Consider the following 21371-nt stretch of genomic DNA (forward strand, 5'->3'; position numbering starts at 1 on the left):
CCATTGGTTCTCCAACAGAATTCCGAGCGCGCACGCCGGGCCGGAACCTCAGTCGTTTGCGACCGGGCCTTGCCCGAGCCTGCCGAAGAGGTCGTCCAGATAGGCGGTCTCTTCCGCCATGCCGAAGGGCGCGTTGACCACGAACATGCCCGAACCGATCATGCGGTGCCCTTCCCTTGCGGCGGGAAAGCCGACCTCGTGGCAGACCGCCTTGGGCAGGTTCTGGCGCTTCAGGGCCGCGACCATCGGCTTGTGGCGCTCATCGGTAAGGATCGGGTACCACAGGGCGATGATCCCCACGTTCCATTTCCGGTGCAACTTGGCGATGAGACCGGGGAGCCGGTCATAGTCGGACTTGACCTCGTAGCTGGGATCGATCAGCAGCATGCCCCGCCGTGGCGTGGGAGGCAGCAGCGACTGCGCCAGTTTGAACCCGTCCTGCCGGTAGACCCTGGCCCCATGAGCGGTCAGCGCCGTGACCAGCGCCGCATGTTCCTGCGGGTGCAGTTCGGCGAAATGCAGGCTGTCCTGCGGCCTGAGCAGACTTGCCGCGATCAGCGGCGAGCCGGGATAGGCCGCCGCCCCGTGTTCGTTCCGCACTTTCGCGATGGCGCGGGCCAAAGGATGGGCTGCATCGAACCAGTCTTCGCGCTGCGCCCGCCCGATCCCGGCGGCCGCCTCGCCGGTCCTGACCGCCTCGTCGGCGTCAAGCCGGTACAGCCCTCGGCCCGAATGCGTCTCGACATAGCTCAGCGGCTTGTCCTTCTGCGTCAGATAGGACAGGATTCGGGCCAGCAGGGCGTGCTTGTGAACATCGGCCAGGTTGCCGGCGTGATAAATGTGTTGATAAGACAGCATCTTGCCTTCTAATGTCCTTCCAAAAAAGGCGGAAAGGCGCTGATTGACGCGGAATCAGGCCTTTTACAGGGCGGCTTGGCACCCTATAAGTCATCCGTCCCGAACCCGTCGAGTCGAGGGCAAGGCAAAAAATTCTGAGAAGCAGGACCACAACACATGGGGATCTTTGGCAATCTGGGCGGCCTGTTCACTGCGGACATGGCCATTGACCTCGGGACGGCGAACACGCTCGTCTATGTCAAGGGTCGGGGCGTGATCCTGTCCGAGCCGTCGGTGGTCGCATACCACGTCAAGGACGGCGTCAAGAAGGTTCTGGCCGTCGGCGAGGACGCCAAGTTGATGCTGGGCCGCACGCCCGGCTCGATCGAGGCGATCCGCCCGATGCGCGAAGGCGTGATCGCCGATTTCGACACGGCCGAAGAGATGATCAAGCACTTCATCCGCAAGGTGCACAAGCGATCGACTTTCTCGAAACCCAAGATCATCGTCTGCGTCCCGCATGGCGCCACGCCGGTCGAGAAACGCGCCATCCGTCAATCGGTCCTGTCCGCAGGCGCCCGCCGCGCCGGGCTGATCGCGGAACCGATCGCGGCGGCCATCGGAGCGGGCATGCCGATCACCGATCCGACCGGGAACATGGTCGTCGATATCGGTGGCGGCACGACCGAAGTCGCCGTCCTTTCGCTGGGCGACATCGTCTATGCCCGTTCGGTCCGCGTCGGAGGCGACCGGATGGACGAGGCGATCATCTCGTACCTGCGCCGCCAGCAGAACCTGCTGGTGGGGGAATCGACCGCCGAACGCATCAAGACCACCATCGGCACCGCCCGGATGCCCGATGACGGGCGCGGGCAGACGATGCAGATCCGCGGCCGCGACCTGCTGAACGGCGTTCCGAAAGAGATCGAGATCAGTCAGGCCCAGGTGGCCGAGGCGCTGGCCGAGCCGGTGCAGCAGATCTGCGAGGCGGTGATGACCGCACTGGAAACCACCCCGCCCGATCTCGCCGCCGACATCGTCGACCGCGGCGTGATGCTGACCGGCGGCGGCGCGCTGCTGGGCGATCTGGACCTGGCGCTGCGCGAACAGACCGGGCTGGCCGTTTCGATCGCAGACGAAAGCCTGAATTGCGTCGCGCTCGGCACCGGCAAGGCGCTGGAATACGAAAAACAACTGCGACACGCGATTGACTACGACAGCTGAGGCGCACACTCTCTGAAGAGCGGGTCAAGACAACGGCGCGAACCGCACCAGGAGGAGTCCTGTGGCCAAGGACAGATCACAGCGCGAGGATTACTCTGCCCCCCTGCGCCGGTTGCTTCTGGGGGTCATCCTGTTGTGCCTGCTGGGGATTTTTCTGGTCTGGCGGATCGACAGCCCGAGGGTCGAACGGTTTCGCGCGCAGGTGGTCGACAAGGTCGTCCCCTCGATGGATTGGGCCATGGTTCCCGTCACCGCCACCGTCAACCTGGTCCGCGATTTTCAAAGCTATCAGCGGCTGAGCGAGCAGAACCGCGAATTGCGCAGCGAATTGCGCCGGATGCGGGCCTGGAAAGAGGCCGCGCTGCAGCTCGAGCAGGAAAACGCGCGGCTTCTCGACCTCAACAACGTCCGTCTCGACCCGCGCCTGACCTACGTCACCGGCGTGGTGATGGCCGACAGCGGCTCGCCATTCCGGCAATCGGTGCTGCTGAATGTCGGCGAACGCGACGGCATCGTCGACGGCTGGGCCGCGATGGACGGTATCGGGCTGGTCGGCCGGATCTCGGGCGTCGGGTCGGAAACCTCGCGCGTGATCCTGATTTCCGACGCCGCAAGCGCCATTCCCGCGACGATCCAGCCGTCGGGCCAGACCGCGCTGGTTGCTGGCGACAACACGGCGGCGCCGGTTATCGATTTTCTCGAGAACCGCGATCTCGTGCGGCCCGGAGACCGGGTCATCACCTCGGGCGACGGCGGCGTGTTTCCCGCCGGCATCCTGATCGGCCAGGTCGCGCAGGACCCCGGCGGCCGGCTTCGGGTCCGGCCCTCAGCCGACTTCGAGCGTTTGGAGTTCCTGCGCGTGCTCCGCTATCACCCTGCCGAGCCGATCCACGATCCGGGCGGGCTCGTAGGAACGAGAGCCCCCGAACCGGCCCCGCTGCCCGAGGAGGCCGCGGATGGATAGAACCCTCACGCACCTCTGGCTGATGCGGGCGCTCTATATGTTCCTGGCGCTGCTGATCCTGTTTTTCCACCTGCTCCCCTTGGGCACCCTGCCCGCCAGATGGGCACCGCCGGATCTGCTGATCGCTCTGACCTTCGCGTGGGTGCTGCGACGCCCGGACTATGTCCCGATCCTCAGCGTCGCGGTCGTGATGCTGACGGCGGATCTGTTGTTGCAGCGCCCCCCCGGCCTGCTTGCCGCGCTGGTTGTTGGCGGACGGGCCTATCTGCGGTCGGCTTCGGCCGGGATGCGGGATATCGGCTTTGCCGGCGAATGGATCACGGTCGGCGTCGTTCTTGCGGCGATCGCCCTGCTCAACCGCGTCATCCTCGGCATCACCGCCGTCCAGCAGGCGCCCTTGCTGCTGGTCCTGATCCAGCTCGTCCTGACGATCGCCGTCTACCCGCTGGTTGTCTGGATCAGCCAGAGCCTGTTCCGGGTGCGCCGTCAGGCGTTGAAGAAATCCGACGCACTTGGAGTCCGCGCATGAAACGGAACCCCAAGGAGCTTGACCGAATGCAGCGGCGATTTTCGCGCCGGGCCATCGTGCTCGGCGGGGTGCAGGCTGCGTTCGTGGGCGCGCTGGCGACGCGCATGCGCTACATGCAGGTCGAGCAGGCCGACCAGTTCCGCCTGCTGGCAGAGGAAAACCGGATCAACATCCGCCTGATTCCGCCGACGCGCGGCAAAATCTACGACCGGAACGGCCAGATCATTGGTCAGAACGCGCCCTCCTACCGGATCGTCATCGTGCGTGAAGATGCGGGTGACGTGGACGCGGTGATCGCCAACCTGTCGAAACTGATCCCGCTGCAGGAAGAGGAACTTGAACGCGCGCGCACCGAAATGCGCCGCTCGGCCCCATTTCTACCCGTGACCATCGCAGATCAGGTGACGTGGGAGGACATTTCAAAGGTCGCCATCAACGCGCCGGCGCTGCCGGGTATCACGCCCGAAGTCGGCCTTGCCCGCCACTATCCGCGCTACGAGGATTTCGCGCATGTCGTGGGCTACGTGGGCCCGGTCAGCGACTATGACCTGAGCCAGTTGTCCGACCCCGAACCGGTGCTGCGCATCCCGCGGTTCCAGATCGGCAAAGTCGGTCTCGAAGCCAAGCAGGAGGAGGTTCTGCGCGGCAAGGCCGGTGCCAAGCGGGTCGAAGTCAACGCGACCGGCCGGATCATGCGCGAGTTGGACCGGCAGGAAGGGCAGGCCGGGGCCGACCTGCAGCTTTCGGTCGATGCCGACTTGCAGCAATACATACAGGCTCGCCTGAGCGGCGAAAGCGCCGCAGCCGTAGTGATGGACTGTGAAACCGGCGATCTGCGGGCCATCTGCTCGGCCCCAAGCTTCGACCCCAACCTGTTCGTGCGGGGAATCTCGGTCGCGGATTACCGCGCTCTGACCGAAGACAAGTACCGACCGCTGTCCAACAAATCCGTTCAGGGCACCTATCCCCCGGGGTCGACCTTCAAGATGATCACCGCCATGGCGGCCCTGGAGGCAGGTGTCATGGGACCCAGTGACGGGGTCTACTGTCCCGGCTACCTCAAGGTCGGAAGCCGCCGCTTCCACTGCTGGAAGCGCGGCGGCCACGGCCGGATCGACCTGCTCAATTCGCTGATGCAGAGTTGCGACGTCTATTACTACGATATGGCGCTGAAGGTCGGCATCGACAGGATCTCGGAAATGTCGCGGATGTTCGGGCTTGGGATCCGTCATGACATTCCGATGTCGGCCGTCGCCGAAGGGCTGGCGCCGAACCAGGACTGGAAACGGACCGTACACGGCCAGGAATGGCTGGTCGGCGACACCGCCAACGCCTCCATCGGGCAGGGCTTCATGCTGGCGTCGCCATTGCAACTGGCGGTCATGACGGCGCGGCTTGCCACCGGGCGCTCGGTCACGCCGCGGCTGGTCAAGTCGATCGACGGGGTCGAACAGCCCACGGGCGCAGGCGAGGCGTTGCCTGTGGACATGAACAACCTGAACCAAGTGCGCCGCGCCATGTTCGCGGTGTCCAATGACCGGCGCGGCACGGCCTATCGCAGCCGCATCATCGAGGACGTCTACCGCATGGCCGGCAAGACCGGCACCAGCCAGGTGCGCAACATCACCGCCGCCGAACGCGCCGCGGGCGTGATCCGCAACGAGGATCTGCCGTGGGAGCGCCGCGACCATGCGCTCTATGTCTGTTTTGCGCCCTACGACAATCCCAAATATGCCGTCTCGGTCGTCGTCGAGCATGGCGGCGGCGGCTCCAAGGCCGCCGCGCCGGTGGCCCGCGACATCATCCTGCAGGCGCTCTATGGCGGCACGCCACCGCTCGAGGCATATCCCGTTGCCGACCGGGACCATATCAAGGAACAGCAGCTACGCCTGGAAAGCGACCAGCGCCCCAAGGCGCGGCCCGATGAAAAGGACCGCGCATGAGCTATCTTGAGTACGCGGTCAAATCCACGCCATCCGGTTTCCGCAAGATCCTCTACATGAACTGGCCGCTCACCCTGCTTCTGATCAGCGTGGCGAGCGCCGGGTTCCTGATGCTCTATTCCGTTGCGGGCGGGTCGTTCACGCCTTGGGTCGAACCCCAGGTGAAACGCTTCGGGCTTGGGCTTGCCGTCATGTTCGTCGTGGCCTTCGTACCGATCTGGTTCTGGCGCAACATGGCCGCTGTCGCCTATCTGGTGTCCATCGTCCTGCTGATCCTCGTCGAACTCGTCGGCACGGTCGGTATGGGCGCGCAGCGGTGGATCGACCTGGGGTTCATGCGCCTGCAGCCTTCGGAGCTGATGAAGATCACGCTGGTGATGCTGCTGGCGGCCTATTACGACTGGCTGCCTGAACAAAAGACCTCGCGCCCGTTCTGGGTACTGCTGCCGGTCATCATGATCCTGGTCCCAACCTTCCTGGTACTTCGCCAGCCGGATCTCGGAACCTCGATCCTGCTGCTGGCGGCGGGCGGCGGTCTGATGTTCCTTGCCGGCGTTCACTGGGCGTATTTCGCGGCGGTGATCGCCGCGGCCGTCGGGCTTGTTTCGACGGTGTTCAAGAGCCGCGGCACCGAATGGCAGTTGCTGAAGGATTACCAGTTCCGCCGCATCGACACCTTTCTCGACCCGTCCACGGATCCGCTGGGCGCGGGCTATCACATCACGCAGTCCAAGATCGCCCTGGGGTCGGGGGGGTGGAGCGGTCGGGGCTTCATGCAGGGCACCCAGTCGCGGCTGAATTTCCTGCCGGAAAAGCACACCGACTTCATCTTCACGACGCTGGCCGAGGAGTTCGGCTTTGTCGGCGGTTTCTCCCTGCTCATCCTCTATGCTCTGATCCTTGTCTTCTGCATGGCCACCGCGCTTGCGACCAAGGACAGGTTCTCGTCCCTCGTGACGCTGGGAATTTCCCTGAACTTCTTCCTCTTTTTCGCGGTGAACATGTCGATGGTCATGGGCCTGGCGCCGGTCGTGGGCGTGCCGCTGCCGATGGTCAGCTACGGCGGTTCGGCCATGCTGGTCCTCATGGCGGCGTTCGGCATCGTGCACAGCGCCAACATCCATCGCCCCAGATGACCTGCCGCGAGGTGTGCGAATGACCGTCAATGTGCTTTTCTCCGCGCGCCGTGAACTGTGGCCGATCTATGAACCGCTGCTGTCCCGGGGCCTTTCTGATGCGGGCCTCGACTTCGCCTTGGGCACCGAACTTGAGCCCGCAGAGGTCGACTATGTGGTCTACGCGCCCAACGGAGGGTTGCGCGACTTTTCCCCCCTCACGCGGCTTAGGGCGGTGCTCAGCCTCTGGGCCGGTGTCGAGAACATTGCCGACAACGAAACGCTGACGGTGCCGCTTGCCCGGATGGTGGATCACGGCCTGACCCAGGGCATGACCGAATGGGTGGTCGGGCACGTCCTGCGCTACCACCTTGGAATGGACGCCCACATCAACGCCGCCGAGGGCGAATGGAATCCGGTCGCACCGCCGCTGGCTGCGGACCGGAGCGTCAGCATCCTTGGCCTCGGCGTTCTGGGCGAGGCCGCGGCCCGCGCGCTTGCCGCCCTGAACTTTCGCGTCACCGGCTGGAGCCGGTCGCGCAAGGACATTCCGGGCGTCACCTGCCTGCATGGTCCTGAGGGACTGCGCCGCGCCCTGTCAGATGCCGAGATCGTCGTGCTCCTGCTGCCGAACACGGCGGCGACCGAGAACACCCTCAACCCGGAAACCCTGGCCCTGCTTCCCAAAGGCGCACGGATCATCAATCCCGGACGCGGCCAGTTGATCGATGACGATGCGCTGCTGGTGGCGCTGGATGAGGGTCAGGTCGGCCACGCAACGCTGGACGTATTCCGCACCGAGCCCCTGCCGCCGGAACACCCTTACTGGTCCCATCCCAACGTGACCGTCACCCCGCACATCGCATCGGAAACGCGGCCCGCCACCGCCGCGCAGGTCATTTGCGAGAACATCCGGCGCGGCGAAGCGGGCAAGCCGTTCCTGCACCTGGTCGATCGCTCGCTCGGGTACTGACCGCACGCATCGCTTCACCTTTTCGGAAATACTCCCGCCGGAGGCTGCGCCCGCATGGGCGCAAATCGGTGCTCAGGCAGCAATAAGGCCGCGCCCCTTGAGCAGCGCCTCAACCCCGGGCAAGCGCCCGCGGAAGGCAAGATAAAGCTCCTCGGCCTCTTTCGAACCGCCGGTGGAAAGAATGTAGTCTTCCAGCGCGCGAGCCCGCTCGGGATCGAAGGCGCTGCCTGCCTCTTCGAACGCGGCGAAGGCATCGGCATCCATGACCTCGGACCACATGTAGCTGTAGTAGCCAGAGCTGTACCCATCGCCGGAAAACACATGGGCGAAATGCGGCGTGGCATGCCGCATTCCGATCGCGTGCGGCATACCGATTTCAGCCAGCACCTCGGCCTGGGCCGCCATCGGATCGGCGGGCGCGGGGCCATCGTGAAACGCCAGATCGACCAGCGCCGAGGCGACATATTCCACGGTCTGAAAGCCCATGTCGAAATTCGCGGCCTTGAGAACCTTGTCCAGCAATTCCTGCGGCATCGCTTCGCCGGTTTCCGCATGGGTGGCGAATTCCGACAGGACCTCGGGAACCTCCAGCCAGTGTTCATAAAGCTGGCTGGGCAATTCCACGAAATCGCGGGCGACGCTGGTGCCCGAGATGCTTTCATAGGTCACGTTCGACAGCATCTGGTGCAGGGCGTGGCCGAATTCGTGAAACAGTGTCTTTGCATCGTCATAGGACAGCAGCGCCGGATCACCCTTGGCGAAGTTGCAGACGTTGATGACGACCGGCGTCTGTTCCTTGGGGAATTTTGCCTGGGCCCGCATCGCGCTGCACCACGCGCCCGAGCGTTTCGAGCCTCGCGCGAAATAGTCGCCGACGAACACCGCCAAATGCCTGCCGTTCCGCGTCACCTCCCAGGCCCGGCAGTCCGGGTGGTAGAGCGGCACATCCAAGGGTTTGAACTCCAGCCCGAACAGGCGGTTCGCGCAGGCGAAAGACGCCTCGATCATCCGGTCGAGCTGCAAATAGGGTTTCAGCGCGGCCTCATCGAGATCATGTTCGGCCTTGCGCCGCTTTTCGGCATAGTAACGCCAGTCCCAGGGTTCCAGCGGGCCGTTGACCCCATCCGCGCGCAGCATTTCGGTCATCGCTTCCGCATCCGCTTCGGCCCGTGCCCTGGCCGGTTCCCATACCTGCATCAGCAACTCGCGCACCCGTTCCGGCGTTCCGGCCATCTCGGTTTCCAGCTTGTACGCGGCGAAGTTCGGATAGCCGAGCAGCTTGGCCCGTTCCTCGCGCAGCTTCAGGATTTCCGCCGCGATCTTGCGGTTGTCGGTTTCCCCGCCATTGGCGCCACGCGCGGCCCAGGCCCGATAGGCAGTCTCGCGCAGGTCGCGCCGTGGCGAGAACTGAAGGAACGGCACGATCAGCGAGCGCGACAACGTCACGACCGGCCCGTCGGCGCCCTTTTCCCGTCCCGCGGCGCGGGCTGCATCGACGACGAATCCCGGCAGGCCGGCCAGATCGTCTTCGGCCAGCGGCATGAACCACGCGCGCTCGTCGGCGAGAAGATTCTGCGTGAAGGCGGTGCCCAAAGTCGCAAGGCGCGCCTTGATCTCCTTCATGCGCTTTTCTTCGGCCCCTTCCAGCGCGGCCCCGGCGCGGACAAGGCCGCGATGGGTCAGCATCAGCACGCGCTGCTGTTCGTCCGTCAGATCCAGTTCCTTGCGCCGGCTCCAGAGTTCCGCCACGCGGCGAAACAGGTCCTTGTTGGCCGAGATGTTCGAGTAATGCGCAGCCAACCGCGGCGAAAACTCGCGCTGCAATGCCTCGCGCCGGGGATTGCTGTCGGCCCCGGCCACGGTGAAGAACACCGACAACACCTTGTCCAGCTGTTCTCCTGCGGCCTCCAGCGCCTCGACCGTGTTGGCAAAGTCCGGAGTATCGGGATTGCCTGCAATCGCCTCGATCTCCGCGTTGTGTGCGGCCAGCGCCAGATCCAGCGCAGGAGCGAAGTCATCGTCGCCGATCTGCGCGAACGGAGCGATATCGAACGGGGTCCGCCAGTCGGCAAGGATCGGATTGGTCATGCGTTTCTCCTTTGCCGGTCAAGCTAGGAGCGCGGCCGGGAATGGTCCAGAGCCACAGCGCACAAAACGGCATCACCAGTCGTCATGCCACTTGCATCCCGCATCGGCGTTTCGCAGGCTCGCCCGCAAAGGGAGACCCGGACATGAAGAACAGCAACCGCCGCACCGGCATCATGACCACCGCCATTCACGCGGGCGACCCGCCGGATCCGGCGACCAATGCCTCGACCCCGCCGATCCACATGAGTTCGACCTACCTGTCGGACGACGTCGCCGGGTTTTCCGCCCACGACCTGACACCGGAAAGCCCCTATACCTATTCGCGCTGGGCCAACCCGACCGTCGCGGGGCTGGAAACCAAGATCGCCGCGCTGCAGGGCACCGAGGCGTGTCTCGCCACCGCCTCGGGCATGGCCGCCGCCGCGGCGATCTTCTTCACTTTTCTGTCGGCAGGCGACCACCTGATCATCTCGGATGTTTCCTATGCCGGTGTGGCCGAACTCGCCCGCGAAACACTGCCGCGAATGGGCATCGAGGTGAGCCCGGTGAACATGTCGGACCTGCAGGCGGTGGCCGCGGCGATCCGGCCCAACACGCGCCTCATCCACACCGAAACGCCGGTGAACCCGATCGGGCGGCTGACCGATCTTGCGGCGGTGTCCGAACTGGCGCGGCAGGCGGGCGCGCTGCTGAGCTGCGACGCAACCTTCGCTTCGCCTCTGGGTATGGACACGGTAGCGCTGGGGGTCGATCTGACGATGCACTCCACCACCAAATACATCGGTGGCCACGGCGACGCGGTGGGCGGCGCAGTGGCGGGTGGGGCGGACCTGGTGGCGCGAATGCGCACCGAGGCGGCGATACATCATGGCGGCGTGCTGTCACCCTTCAATGCCTGGCTCATCGCGCGCGGAGCGTCCACCCTGCCACTGCGGATGAAGGCGCATCAGGCCGGCGCGCTTGCGGTCGCGGAATGGCTGGAGGCCGATCCGCGGGTGACACGGGTGATCTATCCGGGACTGGCCTCACACCCGCAGGTTGACCTCGCCGCGCGGCAGATGACCAACACCTCGGGCATGATGTCGTTTCAGGTCGGCGATGCCGCGACGGGCGAGCGGGTCGCGCAGCGGATGATCGAACGGCTCGAGGTGATTCACTATGCCGTGTCACTGGGCCATCACCGCAGCCTGATCTTCTGGATGGGGACCGAGGGGTTGATGCAATCGTCCTTCCGGCTGCAAGGCGCACAGCAAGAGGATTATCGCGCCTTTGCGGGCGACGGCATATTCCGGCTGTCCGTTGGGCTGGAGGATGCCGAGGATCTGATCGCCGATCTGGACCGGGCTCTTGGCTGATCGGTGATCCGCTTCTACGCCGTTCCGGCGCCGCAGACCGGACAATCCGCGCGTTTTGCCAGAGAAATCTTGCGGGATTCGCCATAGAGCGCGTCGTAGATGAGCATTTCGCCAATCAGGGGTTGTCCGGCCTGCGTGATCAGTTTGAGCGCCTCGACCGCCATCATGGAGCCCACGACTCCGGGCAAGGGCCCAATGACGCCAGCTTCGGAGCAGGAAGGCGCAAGACCGGCCGCCGGCGCTTCGGGGAAGATGCACTGATAGCAAGGGCCGCTTGTTGCGGGATGGAACACGCTCAGCTGCCCTTCCCATTGCGCGAGCGCGCCCGAGACGAGGGGTTTGCCCAGCGCGACGGCCGTGCGGTTGGCCAGATACCGGGTATCGAAATTGTCGGTTCCGTCGAGGATCAGATCATAGTCGGCGAAAAGCTCTGCGGCGATCTCTTCGGTCAGTCGCCGGTGATAGGGGCGCACGGTCACGTTCGGGTTCTGCGCCTCCATCGCCGCCTGTGCCGAGAACACCTTTGGCATCCCGATATCCGCGTCGCGATGGATCACCTGCCGCTGAAGGTTGGCGTTCTCGACCACGTCGTCGTCGATGATCCCGATGGTGCCGACGCCCGCCGCCGCCAGGTACTGAAGTGCCGGCGCGCCCAGCCCGCCTGCCCCGATCACCAGAACACGCGCCGATTTCAGGCGTTTCTGCCCCGGACCACCGAGTTCCCGCAGCACGATATGGCGGGCATAGCGGTCGAGTTCCGTTTCGGTGAAGCTCCCCCCGGTTTCTTTTTTCGGCGCGCCCGCCGCTGACGCGCCCACACGGCGGCGCAAGGCGGCAAGCAGGCGCGCATAAAGCAGCGCCATAAGCGCGAAACCACCCACGATCAGCCACAGCGCCGGAGAACCGCCCGTCGCTTCGCGCAATTCATGCCCCTCCGGCAGAAGGAACTGCACCAGCAAAACCCCGGCAAACAATGCGCCGACCGAGGTCACGCGGGCAGGCCGTGAAACGCCCATCACGTAACCCAGCCCCCAGAGCGCCGCCGCAAGGACGATTACCAGAAGCATCAGCCGCGCCCCGTCGAGCCGAACCCGCCTGCGCCCCGCGCGGTATCGCTAAGACCCTCGGTCAGTTGGAAATCCGCCTGCAGGACGGGCGCGACCACCAACTGTGCGATCCGGTCGCCATGGGCGATCTCGAACGTCTCCTGCCCCGCGTTCAGGACGATAACACCCAGCGGACCGCGATAGTCGCTGTCGATCGTGCCCGGCGCGTTGGGCAAGGTGATGCCGTGCTTGAGCGCCAGGCCAGAACGCGGGCGCACCTGAACCTCGTAGCCTGCCGGGATCTCGATCCGCAGCCCTGTGGGAATCAGCGCGCGCTGCCCGGGCTCGAGCAGGATGGATCCACGGTCGGGCAGGTTCGCACGCACGTCCGCGCCAGCGGCCCCGTCGGTCTCGTAGGACGGCAAGGCGACGGCTGGATCGGCACCTTCCTCGCGGATCACCCGGATTGCCACCATCAGCGCACCCCCTGCTTCATGATCTTCAATTCCCCACCCAACCCGGACCTGTCATTCGGCCAGGGCAGCCGCGATCCTTTGGGCCAACCGCTCGGCCACGGCATCCTTGCCCATGCGCGGCCATTCCTCGGCCCCATCTTCGGTGATCAGGACCACGGCGTTTTCCGAACCGCCCATGATGCCGGTTTCAGGGCTGACATCGTTAGCGACGATCCAGTCGCAGCCCTTGCGCGCGCGCTTGGCGGTCGCGTGTTCGATCACGTTGTCGGTTTCGGCGGCGAAGCCCACAATCAGCCTTGGCCGCCCCTCGCCCATATGCGCGACGCGTTTCAGGATGTCGGGGTTCTCGGCCAGTTCCAGGGACGGCAGACCGTCCTTGCTTTTCTTGAGCTTGCGGCCCGACGCGCTGGCGACCCGCCAATCCGCCACCGCGGCGGCGAATACGCCGGCATCCACGGGCAGCGCCGCATCCACCGCGTCCGACATTTCGCCGGCGCTTTCGACCCGCACCACCTGAACCCCGGCCGGCGGCGGCACTTCGGCAGGCCCCGTGACGAAGACGACCTCGGCCCCCAGCGACGCCAGCGCCTGGGCGACCGCCGCGCCCTGCGCCCCGGACGAGCGGTTGGCGATGTAGCGGACCGGGTCGATCGGTTCATGCGTGGGGCCCGAGGTGACAAGGATGCGCCTGCCGGATAGCGGGCCCTGGCCCAACGCCGCCTCGATGGCCGCAACGATCTCCAGCGGCTCGGACATCCGGCCCGGCCCGTATTCTCCGCAGGCCATGTCGCCTTCGTTGGGGCCCACGAACATGGCCCCGTCCGCCGCAAGCTGGTGACGGTTGCGCCGGGTCGCCGGGTGGTCCCACATGCGGACGTTCATCGCGGGCGCGATCAGAACAGGCGTGTCCGTCGCCATCAGCAGCGTCGAGGCCAGATCGTTTGCCAGACCCGCCACCATCTTGCCCATGAGATCCGCCGTGGCGGGCGCCACCACGATCAGATCTGCCGAGCGCGACAGCTGGATGTGGCCCATCTCGGCCTCGTCCGTCAGGTCGAAGAGGTCGCGGTAGACCTTTTCACCGGCCAGCGCCGACACGGAAAGCGGCGTCACGAATTCCTCGCCGGCGCGGGTCAGGACCGGAGTCACGGCGGCGCCGCGTTCCCGCAGACGCCGGATCAGATCCAGCGACTTGTAGGCGGCGATGCCGCCCCCGATGATCAGCAAGATGCGTTTGGACGCCAGCATTTCCAGCCTCTCTCTATCCCCCGGACCGCCCCGACATTAGGCAAGCGAACCGGGTTCCGCCAGCGGATATTCCCGCGGCTTCAACCTTCTTTCAGAAAGGTTGCGCAGGGATCCTCGCGTTCGGCGGCGGGGCTGTCGATCACCGCGTCGAAATCGCCCTCGATGGCGCCGCCCTCGGACTGGCCAAGCGCGAACACGCGCAGACCCGGCTCCATCCGGGACAGAAAGGTCGGAATGCCGCGGTCCTTGCGCGCGTGGCCGTTGCCGGTGATTACGGCGACCGGGCCGCCCGTTTCCGCGATCGCCTGGCGGATCGCGCGGGTTAGCACCGCGTCACGCAGGCGCTGGATTGCGACAAGGTTCGGCAGCATTTCCGGCGGCATCGCGTTGCAATGCGACGCCTGCTGGTCGGCTTCGCGGGCGGCCTGTTCCTCGGGCGGTAGAGGAATCGTCAGACCATAGCGCGCCGCATCCGCCCCCATCGCCGTCGCGGGCCCCGCCTCCATCGCGGCCTTGGCGGCCTCGCGCGGCACCATGGCGCCATAGACCGGCGCGCCCGACGACGCCGCGAAGACCGGCAGGTACATGGCCAGCGGCGGCCAGCCCATCTCGGCCCATTTCAGGACTTCCGCCAGTTTCTCGGGGTCCGATATCGCCTTCTGGGTGATCCGCGCGGCGCCTTCCTCGGTCAGCATTTCCCAGACCACCGCCTTGGGCTGAAGCAACTCGACCGCCTCAGTCTGCACCAGGTGATGGAGCGGGTTGTCGTGAACCTCGCCAAGGATCACGACATCGGATTCCATCAACCGTTGGACGATTTCAGGGGGAATCGTTTCAGATGCCGAAGCCGCCCGGAATGGGGCGGCTGCAAGGGACAGGCAGGCGAAGGCCAGAATCGCGAAATGTCTCATGCGAGAAAGTGTTGCACCTCGCGCGATTGCGCTTCAAGGCTCTTGCGCATCTTGACGAAGGCCGCGGCCTCCAACTGGCGAACCCTTTCCTTGGACAATCCCAGTTCCTGCCCCAGACTTTCCAGCGTCCGTGCCGGGTCGCGCAGCTTGCGTTCCCGGACGATGAAACGCTCGCGCTCGTTGAGCGCCTGCATTGCCGACAGAAGCCATTGGCGCAGCTGCCTTGTGTCATGACGGTGCTCGACCACCTCGGCGGCCTGGTCACGCTCGTCTTCCAGGGCGTCGATCCATTCGCGGCCATCCTCTTCCGCAGACTGCATGGCGTTCAGCGAGAAATCCGATCCGGCGAGCCGCCCCTCCATCATCTCGACATCCCTGAGCGGCACGCCGATCTCGGCGGCGATCATTTCGTGCAGTTGATGCCGGTCAAGGTTGACGCCATCGCTGGCCGCCTCGCGCTCGAGCCGGGCCTGCACCCGCCGCATGTTGAAGAACAGCGACTTCTGCGACGAGGTCGAACCGGTGCGAACCATCGACCAGTTGCGCATCACGTAATCCTGTATGCTCGCCTTGATCCACCACGAGGCATAGGTCGAAAACCGCACTCCACGACCCGGGTCGAACTTGTCGGCGGCCTTCATCAGCCCCAGACCCGCCTCTTGAATCAGATCGTTCATCGGTGCGCCATAGCGCCTGAACTTTGCCGCCATCGAAATGGCCAGACGCATGTAGGCCGTGATCAGCCTGTGCAGCGCCTGCTCGTCCCGATCATCCCGCCATGCATAGGCCAAGCGGCTTTCGGTCTCGGCGTCGAGAAGCTCGGCCTTCATGGCCTGCCGTGACATCGACATATCGCGCGGATGGTCCAGTGCCATGCATTTCTCCCCTTTGCAGGCGCAAGAGCCGGACTTGCTTAATGGTTTTGTGACAATTACGCAGAACAAAACCGGGTGGATCACTAGAAAGGTAATAAATGTGTATCCCAGTTTAACCTTAATTCTGGGCGGCGCAGCATCGGGAAAATCGGCGTTTTCCGAGCAACTTGTTGTATCCAATGGGAAATCCAGGGTTTATGTCGCCACATCACAAGTGTTTGATGATGAGATACGCCTGAAAGTTGAGCAACATATCACCCAACGCGGCCCGGATTGGACCACTATCGAGGAACCGCTGGACCTTGGACCGCCGCTTTCGGGACTGACGGAAAACCAGATCTGCCTGATCGACTGCGCCACGATGTGGCTCAGCAATCATCTGCTTGCCGGAAACAATCTGGAAACGGCGCAAGCGGAACTTCTGCAGGCCCTGCGCGCCTGTCCGGCGCCGGTCGTCATCGTCTCGAACGAAGTCGGACAGGGCATCGTTCCCGACACTGCCCTGTCCCGCAGGTTCCGCGAAGCGCAGGGTCGGCTGAACATCGCACTGGCCGCGCAGGCCGATCTGGTTGTTCAAGTAACCGCCGGGTTGCCGCTGGTGCTGAAGGGGCAGCTGCCTTGACCCGGTTGCATCTGGTCCGGCACGGGCCCACCCATGCCAGGTCCATGGTCGGGTGGTCCGATCTGCCCGCCGATCTGAGCGACCGCGCCGCGCTCGACCGGCTCGCCGCATATCTGCCCGAGGCGGGGCTGGTCATCTCGTCGGACCTGTCGCGCGCCGCCGAAACTGCTTCGGCCATCCAGGGCCCGCGAACACGATTGCCCCATCGCCAGGATCTGCGCGAGATCCATTTCGGGACGTGGGAATTGCGGACCTATGCCGACATCGAAGCCGAAGATCCCGAACTTGCCCGTGCCTATTGGGACCAGCCCGGCGAAATCCGCCCTCCGGACGGCGAAAGCTGGAACCAGGTGCGGACGCGGGTTGATGCGGCGGTGGACGCTCTGATCGCCGCGCATTCGGGCCGCGACCTGATCATCGTCGCGCATTTCGGCGTCATCCTGTCCCAGATCCAGCGCGCGTTGAACCTAGACCCGCAAGAGGCCTTTTCGCACAGGATCGACAACCTGTCGGTCACCGAGATCACGCGGCTCGCCTCCGGCTGGTCGGTGGGGCGGATCAATCATCGTCCGTGATGCGGCGGCGCACAAATGCTCGGTTTACCGGCGACCGAAATGGCGTCTATCGTCTGCCCCATGACCTATGACCTTTTCATCGGTGACCGCCTGTTTTCCAGTTGGTCCATGCGCGGATGGCTGATGCTCGAGAAATTCGGCATCCCCTTTCAAACTCACATGATCGGCCTTTACTCCGGGACGATGGCGAAGGATATGGAGCCGCTGGCGCCCGCGCGGCTGGTTCCCGCCCTGCGTCTGCCCGACGGGACCGTGGTGGGCGAAAGCCTCGCGATTTCCGAAACGCTGGCCGAACGGCACCCCGGGGCCGGGCTGTGGCCCGACGATCCGTCGGCACGCGCCACCGCGCGATGGCTCTGCGCCGAGATGACGACCGGGTTCCACGCCCTGCGGCGCGAATGCCCAATGCAGCTGCTGCACAGCTACATGGGATTTGAACCAGCTGCGGAAACGCGGGCCGATCTGGACCGGATCGAGTCGCTTTGGCGCCATGCCCGAACGGTCTCTGGCAACGAGACGGGACCGTTGTTCGGGCGCTATTCCCTTGCGGATGTGTTCTACACGCCTGTTGCAGCCCGGATCGTCGGCTACGGCCTGCCGGTTTCCGCGCAAAACCGGGCCTATTGCGACGTGCTGCTCGCTGATCCCGCGGTCCTGCGTTGGCGAGAGGAAGCGCTGCAAGTCACGTATGATCCGTTTCCCTACCAGATGGATTTGCCCACGGCCCCGTGGCCAGACTATGAAAAACAGCCCGACGGCGACCGGCACGGCGTTAACGCTTTCTAAACCGGGGGCGCGGTAGCAATCTCCTGTTAACCACGAACAGGAGTGACATGGTCGCCCGCGCCCACACCGTCGCGTTTCAGGGGGTCGAGGCCCGGCCGGTCGAAGTGCAATGCGCTGTCACGCCAGGCCTGCCCGCGTTTTCCATCGTAGGGCTTCCCGACAAGGCCGTGTCCGAGGCCCGCGACCGTGTCCGCAGCGCCCTGAATTCCATGGCCATCGCGCTGCCGGCGAAGCGCATCACCATCAACCTGTCGCCCGCCGATCTGCCCAAAGAAGGCAGCCATTTCGACCTGCCGATCGCGATGGCCCTGCTGGCGGCGCTCGACATCATCCCGATGGACGCAGTCGAAGGGACCGTGGCCTTGGGCGAACTGTCGCTGGACGGTTCCTTGATGCCGGTGGTCGGCGCGCTGCCGGCGGCCATGACCGCCGCTGCCGAGAACCGCGCCCTGCTCTGCCCGCGCGCCTCCAGCGCCGAGGCGGCCTGGGTCGGCGCGGCACAGGTGCTAGGCGCCGATACGCTGGGGGCCGTTGTCCGCCATTTCTCCGGCCAGTCGCCCCTGCCCGAAGCGCAGCCCGGCGAGGTCGATCTGGCCCCCTGCCCCCGCGACCTGCGCGACGTCAAGGGACAGGAGCGGGCCAAGCGCGCGCTCGAGATCGCGGCGGCGGGACGGCACCACCTGATCATGATCGGCACCCCGGGTTCGGGCAAATCCATGCTGGCCGCGCGCATTCCCGGCATCCTGCCACCTCTCACCGCGGTCGAAGCGCTGGAAACCTCGATGATCCAGTCGCTCTGCGGCCTGCTGGACGAGGGCGGCATCAGCCGCTCCCGGCCCTTTCGCGAACCGCATCACACCGCGTCCATGGCCGCCATCGTCGGCGGCGGCAAGGGCGCGAAACCGGGAGAGATCTCGCTGGCTCACAACGGCGTGCTGTTCATGGACGAGTTCCCCGAGTTTCCACGCACCGTCCTCGAAACCCTGCGGCAACCGATCGAAACCGGCGAAGTGATGGTTGCGCGGGCCAATGCCCATGTTAAATACCCCTGCCGCTTCATGCTGGTGGCGGCGGCCAACCCCTGCAAATGCGGATACCTGACGGACCCGGCGCGCGCCTGCGGGCGGGCGCCCAACTGTGGCGACGATTACCTGGGACGCATATCCGGGCCGCTGATGGACCGCTTCGATCTTCGCATCGAAGTACCGCCGGTGGATTTCACGGATCTCGACTTGCCGCCGTCCGGCGAAAGCTCGGCCACCGTGGCCATGCGCGTCATGGCCGCACGCGACATTCAGGCCGAACGCTTTCGTGGGCATCACGCGATCCGCCAGAACGCCGATGCCGAAGGCAAGACGCTTGAACAGGTCGCCACCCCGGACGCCGAGGGCAAGGAACTGCTGCTCAAGGCGGCGGACCGGTTCGGCCTGTCGGCACGCGCCTACCACCGGATCCTGCGGGTCGCGCGCACTATCGCCGATCTGGAAGGCGTGAAAGACGTGCGCCGCCCGCATGTGGCCGAGGCGCTGAGTTTTCGCGTCAGCGCCAGGGTCGCGGCCTAGAACTTGGCTTCGATGGCCTCCCAGACCTTTTCGGCGATGTTGATACCGTCGAACCGTTCCAACTCCTGAATCCCCGTGGGAGACGTCACGTTGATCTCGGTCAGGTACTCCCCGATCACGTCGATCCCGACGAAGACCTGCCCCTTTTCCCTCAGCAGCGGGCCGATCTCGGCGCAGATTGCACGATCGCGGTCGGTCAGGCCGGTTTTCTCGGGCCTGCCGCCGACATGCATGTTCGACCGAGTCTCGCCCGGAGCAGGGACACGGTTGATCGCGCCGACGGGTTCTCCGTCGACCAGGATCACGCGCTTGTCGCCGCTGCTCACGTCCGGCAGGAATTTCTGCACGATCAGCGGTTCGCGCGAAAAGCCGGTAAACAGTTCGTAGAGGGCCGACAGATTCCGGTCGTTGGCATCGAGCCGGAACACGCCCGCGCCGCCGTTGCCGTAGAGCGGCTTGAGAATGATGTCGCCATGCCGCGCCTTGAATGCCCGGATCGCCTCGAGATCGCGGGCGATGGTGGTGGGCGGCGTCAGGTGCGGGAAGTTCAGGACCAGCAGCTTTTCCGGGTAATTCCGTACCCAGAACGGATCGTTCACCACCAGCGTCTGCCCCTTGAGCCGGTCCAGAAGATAGGTCGAGGTAAGGTAGTGCATGTCGAAAGGCGGATCCTGGCGCAGCCAGACCACGTCGAATTCGGCCAGGTCCACTTCGCGCACTGGGCCCAGGATCGCCGGCTCGCCCGGGACGCGCTGCACCGTCATGTCATGGCCGCGCGCCGTGATCCGCCCTTCCTGGTAGGCGAGGTGGTCGGGTCCGTAGAAGAACAGATCGTGACCGCGCGCCTGCGCCTCTTCGGCCAGGCGGAAGGAACTGTCCGCATTGATGTCCACGGCCCCGATCGGGTCCATCTGAAAGGCGATCTTCATGGTGCATCCCTCATTGCCACGACCGATACATGGCGCAGCACGGCAAAGGGATCAATGGCGATCAGGGCAGGCCAAAGGCGTTTTCGATGATCCGAATTTCTCCGGTACCGTCCACCAGTGCCACGTCGAACCGGGCATTCGTTAGCTGCCCATCCGGTTCGCCAGCAAGGAATTCTTCGGCGGAAAGGCAGATGCGCTGCATCTGGCGAAGCGTCAGCCGCAGCGCCGCGCGGTCGAAACTGGAGCTTTTCTTGACCTCGACAAAGACCACCCCGCCTTCGTGGCGCGTTATCAGATCGATCTCGCCGCCCGCACCGCGCCACCGCCGATGCGCGACCATGAACCCGCGTCGCTCGTAGTCTGCCGCGACTCGAAGCTCGGCCGACATACCCGCATGGTACGCCACCGTCCCACGGGCAGACCGGTTCGCCATGTCACCCCTTTCCGCCCTTTGCCAGTTTCAGGGCCTGTTGATAGATCGGGCGGCGCGGCAGTTTGTACATTTCCGAAACCAGATCCGCCGCGTCCCGTACCGAATGCGTTTCCAGCGCCGTCCTCAATGCCGATTCTACGTCGGACTCGTTAACGGATTGCGAATGCGATCTGTCCACCAGCAGGACGATTTCGCCTTTGACCGACGCCCCCTGGTAGTCCGCCGCCAGTTCCCGCAGCGATCCCCGCCGGATCTCTTCGAACTTCTTGGTCAGTTCGCGGCACAGCGCCGCCTGCCGGTCTTCTCCCAGCATCTCCGCCATGTCGGACAGACTCGCAGCAACGCGCTTGGGCGATTCGTAGAATACCAGCGTGCCGGGCACGTCGCGCAACGCCTCGAGGCGCGATTTCCGTGCCCCGGAGGAATTGGGGAGGAAGCCCGCAAAGAAAAAGGCATCCGTCGGCAGGCCGGCCAAGGTCAGGGCGGTCAGAACCGCCGAAGGGCCTGGGGCGCAGGTCACCATATGACCTGCCCCGGCCGCCACACGGCCAAGATCATACCCGGGGTCTGCGATCAGCGGCATCCCGGCCTCCGAGGCATAGGCCACCGACAGCCCCGCCGACAGGGATTCGATGATTCTCGCCCGGGCGCCGGCACCGCTGTGGTCATGATAGGCCAGTATCCGCCGCCCTTCGAGGGGTACGCCGTGGATCTCCATCAACCGGCGCAAACTGCGCGTGTCCTCGGCTGCGATCACGTCGGCCGAGGCCAGAACGTCCAGCGCCCTGAGCGTGATGTCGCGCGCCGTTCCGATCGGAGTGGCGACGAAATACAGACCGGGCGCCAAACTGGTCTTTTGGAAATTCAATGCTGGACCCCC

Annotated in this window: 21 protein-coding genes; 11 read left to right on the forward strand and 10 right to left on the reverse strand. The window is 65.0% G+C overall.

Annotated features, from left to right (window positions below; genetic code table 11):
- Window positions 1-48: 48 nt before the first annotated feature.
- The gene (locus FGK63_RS03585; RefSeq protein WP_138840212.1) at window positions 49-858 is read right to left on the reverse strand and encodes a 23S rRNA (adenine(2030)-N(6))-methyltransferase RlmJ; all 810 of its coding nucleotides are present in this window, start codon (window positions 856-858) and stop codon (window positions 49-51) included.
- Window positions 859-1014: 156 nt separating this feature from the next.
- Here FGK63_RS03585 and FGK63_RS03590 point away from each other — a divergent pair, with 156 nt between their 5' ends.
- The 6 genes from FGK63_RS03590 to FGK63_RS03615 all read left to right on the forward strand — a co-directional run bounded on the left by FGK63_RS03590 (window position 1015) and on the right by FGK63_RS03615 (window position 7585).
- Entirely contained in the window at window positions 1015-2061 is a 1047-nt protein-coding gene (locus FGK63_RS03590) for a rod shape-determining protein (RefSeq protein ID WP_138840213.1), read from the forward strand.
- Between the two features lie 61 nt (window positions 2062-2122).
- Window positions 2123-3025, forward strand: coding sequence for a rod shape-determining protein MreC (gene mreC, locus FGK63_RS03595; RefSeq protein WP_138840214.1), 903 nt, complete (start codon window positions 2123-2125; stop codon window positions 3023-3025).
- On the forward strand, window positions 3018-3554 hold the full coding sequence (locus FGK63_RS03600; protein ID WP_138840215.1) for a rod shape-determining protein MreD: 537 nt from the start codon (window positions 3018-3020) through the stop codon (window positions 3552-3554). Before mreC ends, FGK63_RS03600 begins: the two co-directional genes overlap by 8 nt.
- Window positions 3551-5497 carry a penicillin-binding protein 2 gene (mrdA, locus tag FGK63_RS03605; protein ID WP_138840216.1) on the forward strand — a complete coding sequence of 649 codons (1947 nt, stop codon included), beginning with the start codon at window positions 3551-3553 and terminating at the stop codon, window positions 5495-5497. Before FGK63_RS03600 ends, mrdA begins: the two co-directional genes overlap by 4 nt.
- Entirely contained in the window at window positions 5494-6633 is a 1140-nt protein-coding gene (gene rodA / locus FGK63_RS03610; protein ID WP_138840217.1) for a rod shape-determining protein RodA, read from the forward strand. Before mrdA ends, rodA begins: the two co-directional genes overlap by 4 nt.
- Before the next feature lie 19 nt (window positions 6634-6652).
- Entirely contained in the window at window positions 6653-7585 is a 933-nt protein-coding gene (locus FGK63_RS03615) for a 2-hydroxyacid dehydrogenase (RefSeq protein WP_138840218.1), read from the forward strand.
- 72 nt (window positions 7586-7657) lie between these two features.
- On the opposite strand, the gene FGK63_RS03620 is transcribed toward FGK63_RS03615, so the two are convergent.
- Window positions 7658-9673, reverse strand: coding sequence for a M3 family metallopeptidase (locus tag FGK63_RS03620; protein ID WP_138840219.1), 2016 nt, complete (start codon window positions 9671-9673; stop codon window positions 7658-7660).
- Between the two features lie 143 nt (window positions 9674-9816).
- Here FGK63_RS03620 and FGK63_RS03625 point away from each other — a divergent pair, with 143 nt between their 5' ends.
- On the forward strand, window positions 9817-11028 hold the full coding sequence (locus FGK63_RS03625; RefSeq protein ID WP_138840220.1) for a trans-sulfuration enzyme family protein: 1212 nt from the start codon (window positions 9817-9819) through the stop codon (window positions 11026-11028).
- 14 nt (window positions 11029-11042) lie between these two features.
- On the opposite strand, the gene FGK63_RS03630 is transcribed toward FGK63_RS03625, so the two are convergent.
- The 5 genes from FGK63_RS03630 to FGK63_RS03650 all read right to left on the reverse strand — a co-directional run bounded on the left by FGK63_RS03630 (window position 11043) and on the right by FGK63_RS03650 (window position 15584).
- Complete coding sequence (locus FGK63_RS03630) at window positions 11043-12095, reverse strand: HesA/MoeB/ThiF family protein (protein ID WP_138840221.1); 1053 nt, start codon at window positions 12093-12095, stop codon at window positions 11043-11045.
- Window positions 12095-12550: a dUTP diphosphatase gene (dut, locus tag FGK63_RS03635; protein WP_138840222.1), complete on the reverse strand. Its 456-nt coding sequence runs from the start codon at window positions 12548-12550 to the stop codon at window positions 12095-12097. The genes FGK63_RS03630 and dut overlap by 1 nt, the downstream gene beginning before the upstream one ends.
- A gap of 51 nt (window positions 12551-12601) precedes the next feature.
- On the reverse strand, window positions 12602-13798 hold the full coding sequence (coaBC, locus tag FGK63_RS03640; RefSeq protein WP_138840223.1) for a bifunctional phosphopantothenoylcysteine decarboxylase/phosphopantothenate--cysteine ligase CoaBC: 1197 nt from the start codon (window positions 13796-13798) through the stop codon (window positions 12602-12604).
- Window positions 13799-13878: 80 nt separating this feature from the next.
- Window positions 13879-14709, reverse strand: a complete 831-nt coding sequence (locus tag FGK63_RS03645) for a ChaN family lipoprotein (RefSeq protein WP_138840224.1) — start codon at window positions 14707-14709, stop codon at window positions 13879-13881.
- Window positions 14706-15584, reverse strand: a complete 879-nt coding sequence (locus FGK63_RS03650; protein WP_138840225.1) for an RNA polymerase factor sigma-32 — start codon at window positions 15582-15584, stop codon at window positions 14706-14708. Before FGK63_RS03650 ends, FGK63_RS03645 begins: the two co-directional genes overlap by 4 nt.
- Here FGK63_RS03650 and cobU point away from each other — a divergent pair.
- Genes cobU through FGK63_RS03670 form a run of 4 tightly spaced genes read left to right on the forward strand, consistent with a single transcriptional unit; the run spans window position 15583 to window position 19129 of the window.
- A complete protein-coding gene (gene cobU, locus FGK63_RS03655) occupies window positions 15583-16206 on the forward strand; it encodes a bifunctional adenosylcobinamide kinase/adenosylcobinamide-phosphate guanylyltransferase (RefSeq protein ID WP_425471831.1) in 624 nt (207 codons plus the stop codon). The two genes, FGK63_RS03650 and cobU, sit on opposite strands and share 2 nt — an antisense overlap.
- Window positions 16203-16781 carry a histidine phosphatase family protein gene (locus tag FGK63_RS03660; RefSeq protein ID WP_138840227.1) on the forward strand — a complete coding sequence of 193 codons (579 nt, stop codon included), beginning with the start codon at window positions 16203-16205 and terminating at the stop codon, window positions 16779-16781. Before cobU ends, FGK63_RS03660 begins: the two co-directional genes overlap by 4 nt.
- Window positions 16782-16820: 39 nt before the next feature.
- The gene (locus FGK63_RS03665; RefSeq protein WP_342777301.1) at window positions 16821-17567 is read left to right on the forward strand and encodes a glutathione S-transferase; all 747 of its coding nucleotides are present in this window, start codon (window positions 16821-16823) and stop codon (window positions 17565-17567) included.
- A gap of 47 nt (window positions 17568-17614) precedes the next feature.
- Window positions 17615-19129, forward strand: coding sequence for a YifB family Mg chelatase-like AAA ATPase (locus FGK63_RS03670; protein WP_138840228.1), 1515 nt, complete (start codon window positions 17615-17617; stop codon window positions 19127-19129).
- Here the strand turns inward: FGK63_RS03670 and gshB are convergent.
- The 3 genes from gshB to rsmI all read right to left on the reverse strand — a co-directional run bounded on the left by gshB (window position 19126) and on the right by rsmI (window position 21359).
- Window positions 19126-20058 carry a glutathione synthase gene (gene gshB / locus FGK63_RS03675; RefSeq protein ID WP_138840229.1) on the reverse strand — a complete coding sequence of 311 codons (933 nt, stop codon included), beginning with the start codon at window positions 20056-20058 and terminating at the stop codon, window positions 19126-19128. The two genes, FGK63_RS03670 and gshB, sit on opposite strands and share 4 nt — an antisense overlap.
- Window positions 20059-20119: 61 nt before the next feature.
- Window positions 20120-20491 (reverse strand): YraN family protein, encoded by a 372-nt coding sequence (locus FGK63_RS03680; protein ID WP_138840230.1) that lies wholly within the window; start codon window positions 20489-20491, stop codon window positions 20120-20122.
- A gap of 1 nt (window position 20492) precedes the next feature.
- Window positions 20493-21359 carry a 16S rRNA (cytidine(1402)-2'-O)-methyltransferase gene (gene rsmI / locus FGK63_RS03685; RefSeq protein ID WP_138840231.1) on the reverse strand — a complete coding sequence of 289 codons (867 nt, stop codon included), beginning with the start codon at window positions 21357-21359 and terminating at the stop codon, window positions 20493-20495.
- Window positions 21360-21371: the final 12 nt, after the last annotated feature.

Origin of the sequence: Ruegeria sediminis (genome assembly GCF_005938215.1) — a bacterium.
In the GTDB taxonomy this organism is placed as follows: Bacteria; Pseudomonadota; Alphaproteobacteria; order Rhodobacterales; family Rhodobacteraceae; genus Ruegeria; species Ruegeria sediminis.

Bases quoted from the DNA above. Each gene is read 5' to 3' on its own strand.
- FGK63_RS03620 (WP_138840219.1), bottom strand. From the start codon at position 9,673: ATGACCAATCCGATCCTTGCCGACTGGCGGACCCCGTTCGATATCGCT.
- FGK63_RS03680 (WP_138840230.1), bottom strand. From the start codon at position 20,491: ATGGCGAACCGGTCTGCCCGTGGGACGGTGGCGTACCATGCGGGTATG.
- FGK63_RS03665 (WP_342777301.1), top strand. From the start codon at position 16,821: ATGGCGTCTATCGTCTGCCCCATGACCTATGACCTTTTCATCGGTGAC.
- FGK63_RS03645 (WP_138840224.1), bottom strand. From the start codon at position 14,709: ATGAGACATTTCGCGATTCTGGCCTTCGCCTGCCTGTCCCTTGCAGCC.
- dut (WP_138840222.1), bottom strand. From the start codon at position 12,550: ATGGTGGCAATCCGGGTGATCCGCGAGGAAGGTGCCGATCCAGCCGTC.
- FGK63_RS03625 (WP_138840220.1), top strand. From the start codon at position 9,817: ATGAAGAACAGCAACCGCCGCACCGGCATCATGACCACCGCCATTCAC.
- FGK63_RS03600 (WP_138840215.1), top strand. From the start codon at position 3,018: ATGGATAGAACCCTCACGCACCTCTGGCTGATGCGGGCGCTCTATATG.
- FGK63_RS03670 (WP_138840228.1), top strand. From the start codon at position 17,615: ATGGTCGCCCGCGCCCACACCGTCGCGTTTCAGGGGGTCGAGGCCCGG.
- mrdA (WP_138840216.1), top strand. From the start codon at position 3,551: ATGAAACGGAACCCCAAGGAGCTTGACCGAATGCAGCGGCGATTTTCG.
- FGK63_RS03590 (WP_138840213.1), top strand. From the start codon at position 1,015: ATGGGGATCTTTGGCAATCTGGGCGGCCTGTTCACTGCGGACATGGCC.
- coaBC (WP_138840223.1), bottom strand. From the start codon at position 13,798: ATGCTGGCGTCCAAACGCATCTTGCTGATCATCGGGGGCGGCATCGCC.
- FGK63_RS03650 (WP_138840225.1), bottom strand. From the start codon at position 15,584: ATGGCACTGGACCATCCGCGCGATATGTCGATGTCACGGCAGGCCATG.
- FGK63_RS03615 (WP_138840218.1), top strand. From the start codon at position 6,653: ATGACCGTCAATGTGCTTTTCTCCGCGCGCCGTGAACTGTGGCCGATC.
- cobU (WP_425471831.1), top strand. From the start codon at position 15,583: ATGCATTTCTCCCCTTTGCAGGCGCAAGAGCCGGACTTGCTTAATGGT.
- rodA (WP_138840217.1), top strand. From the start codon at position 5,494: ATGAGCTATCTTGAGTACGCGGTCAAATCCACGCCATCCGGTTTCCGC.
- FGK63_RS03630 (WP_138840221.1), bottom strand. From the start codon at position 12,095: ATGCTTCTGGTAATCGTCCTTGCGGCGGCGCTCTGGGGGCTGGGTTAC.
- FGK63_RS03585 (WP_138840212.1), bottom strand. From the start codon at position 858: ATGCTGTCTTATCAACACATTTATCACGCCGGCAACCTGGCCGATGTT.
- gshB (WP_138840229.1), bottom strand. From the start codon at position 20,058: ATGAAGATCGCCTTTCAGATGGACCCGATCGGGGCCGTGGACATCAAT.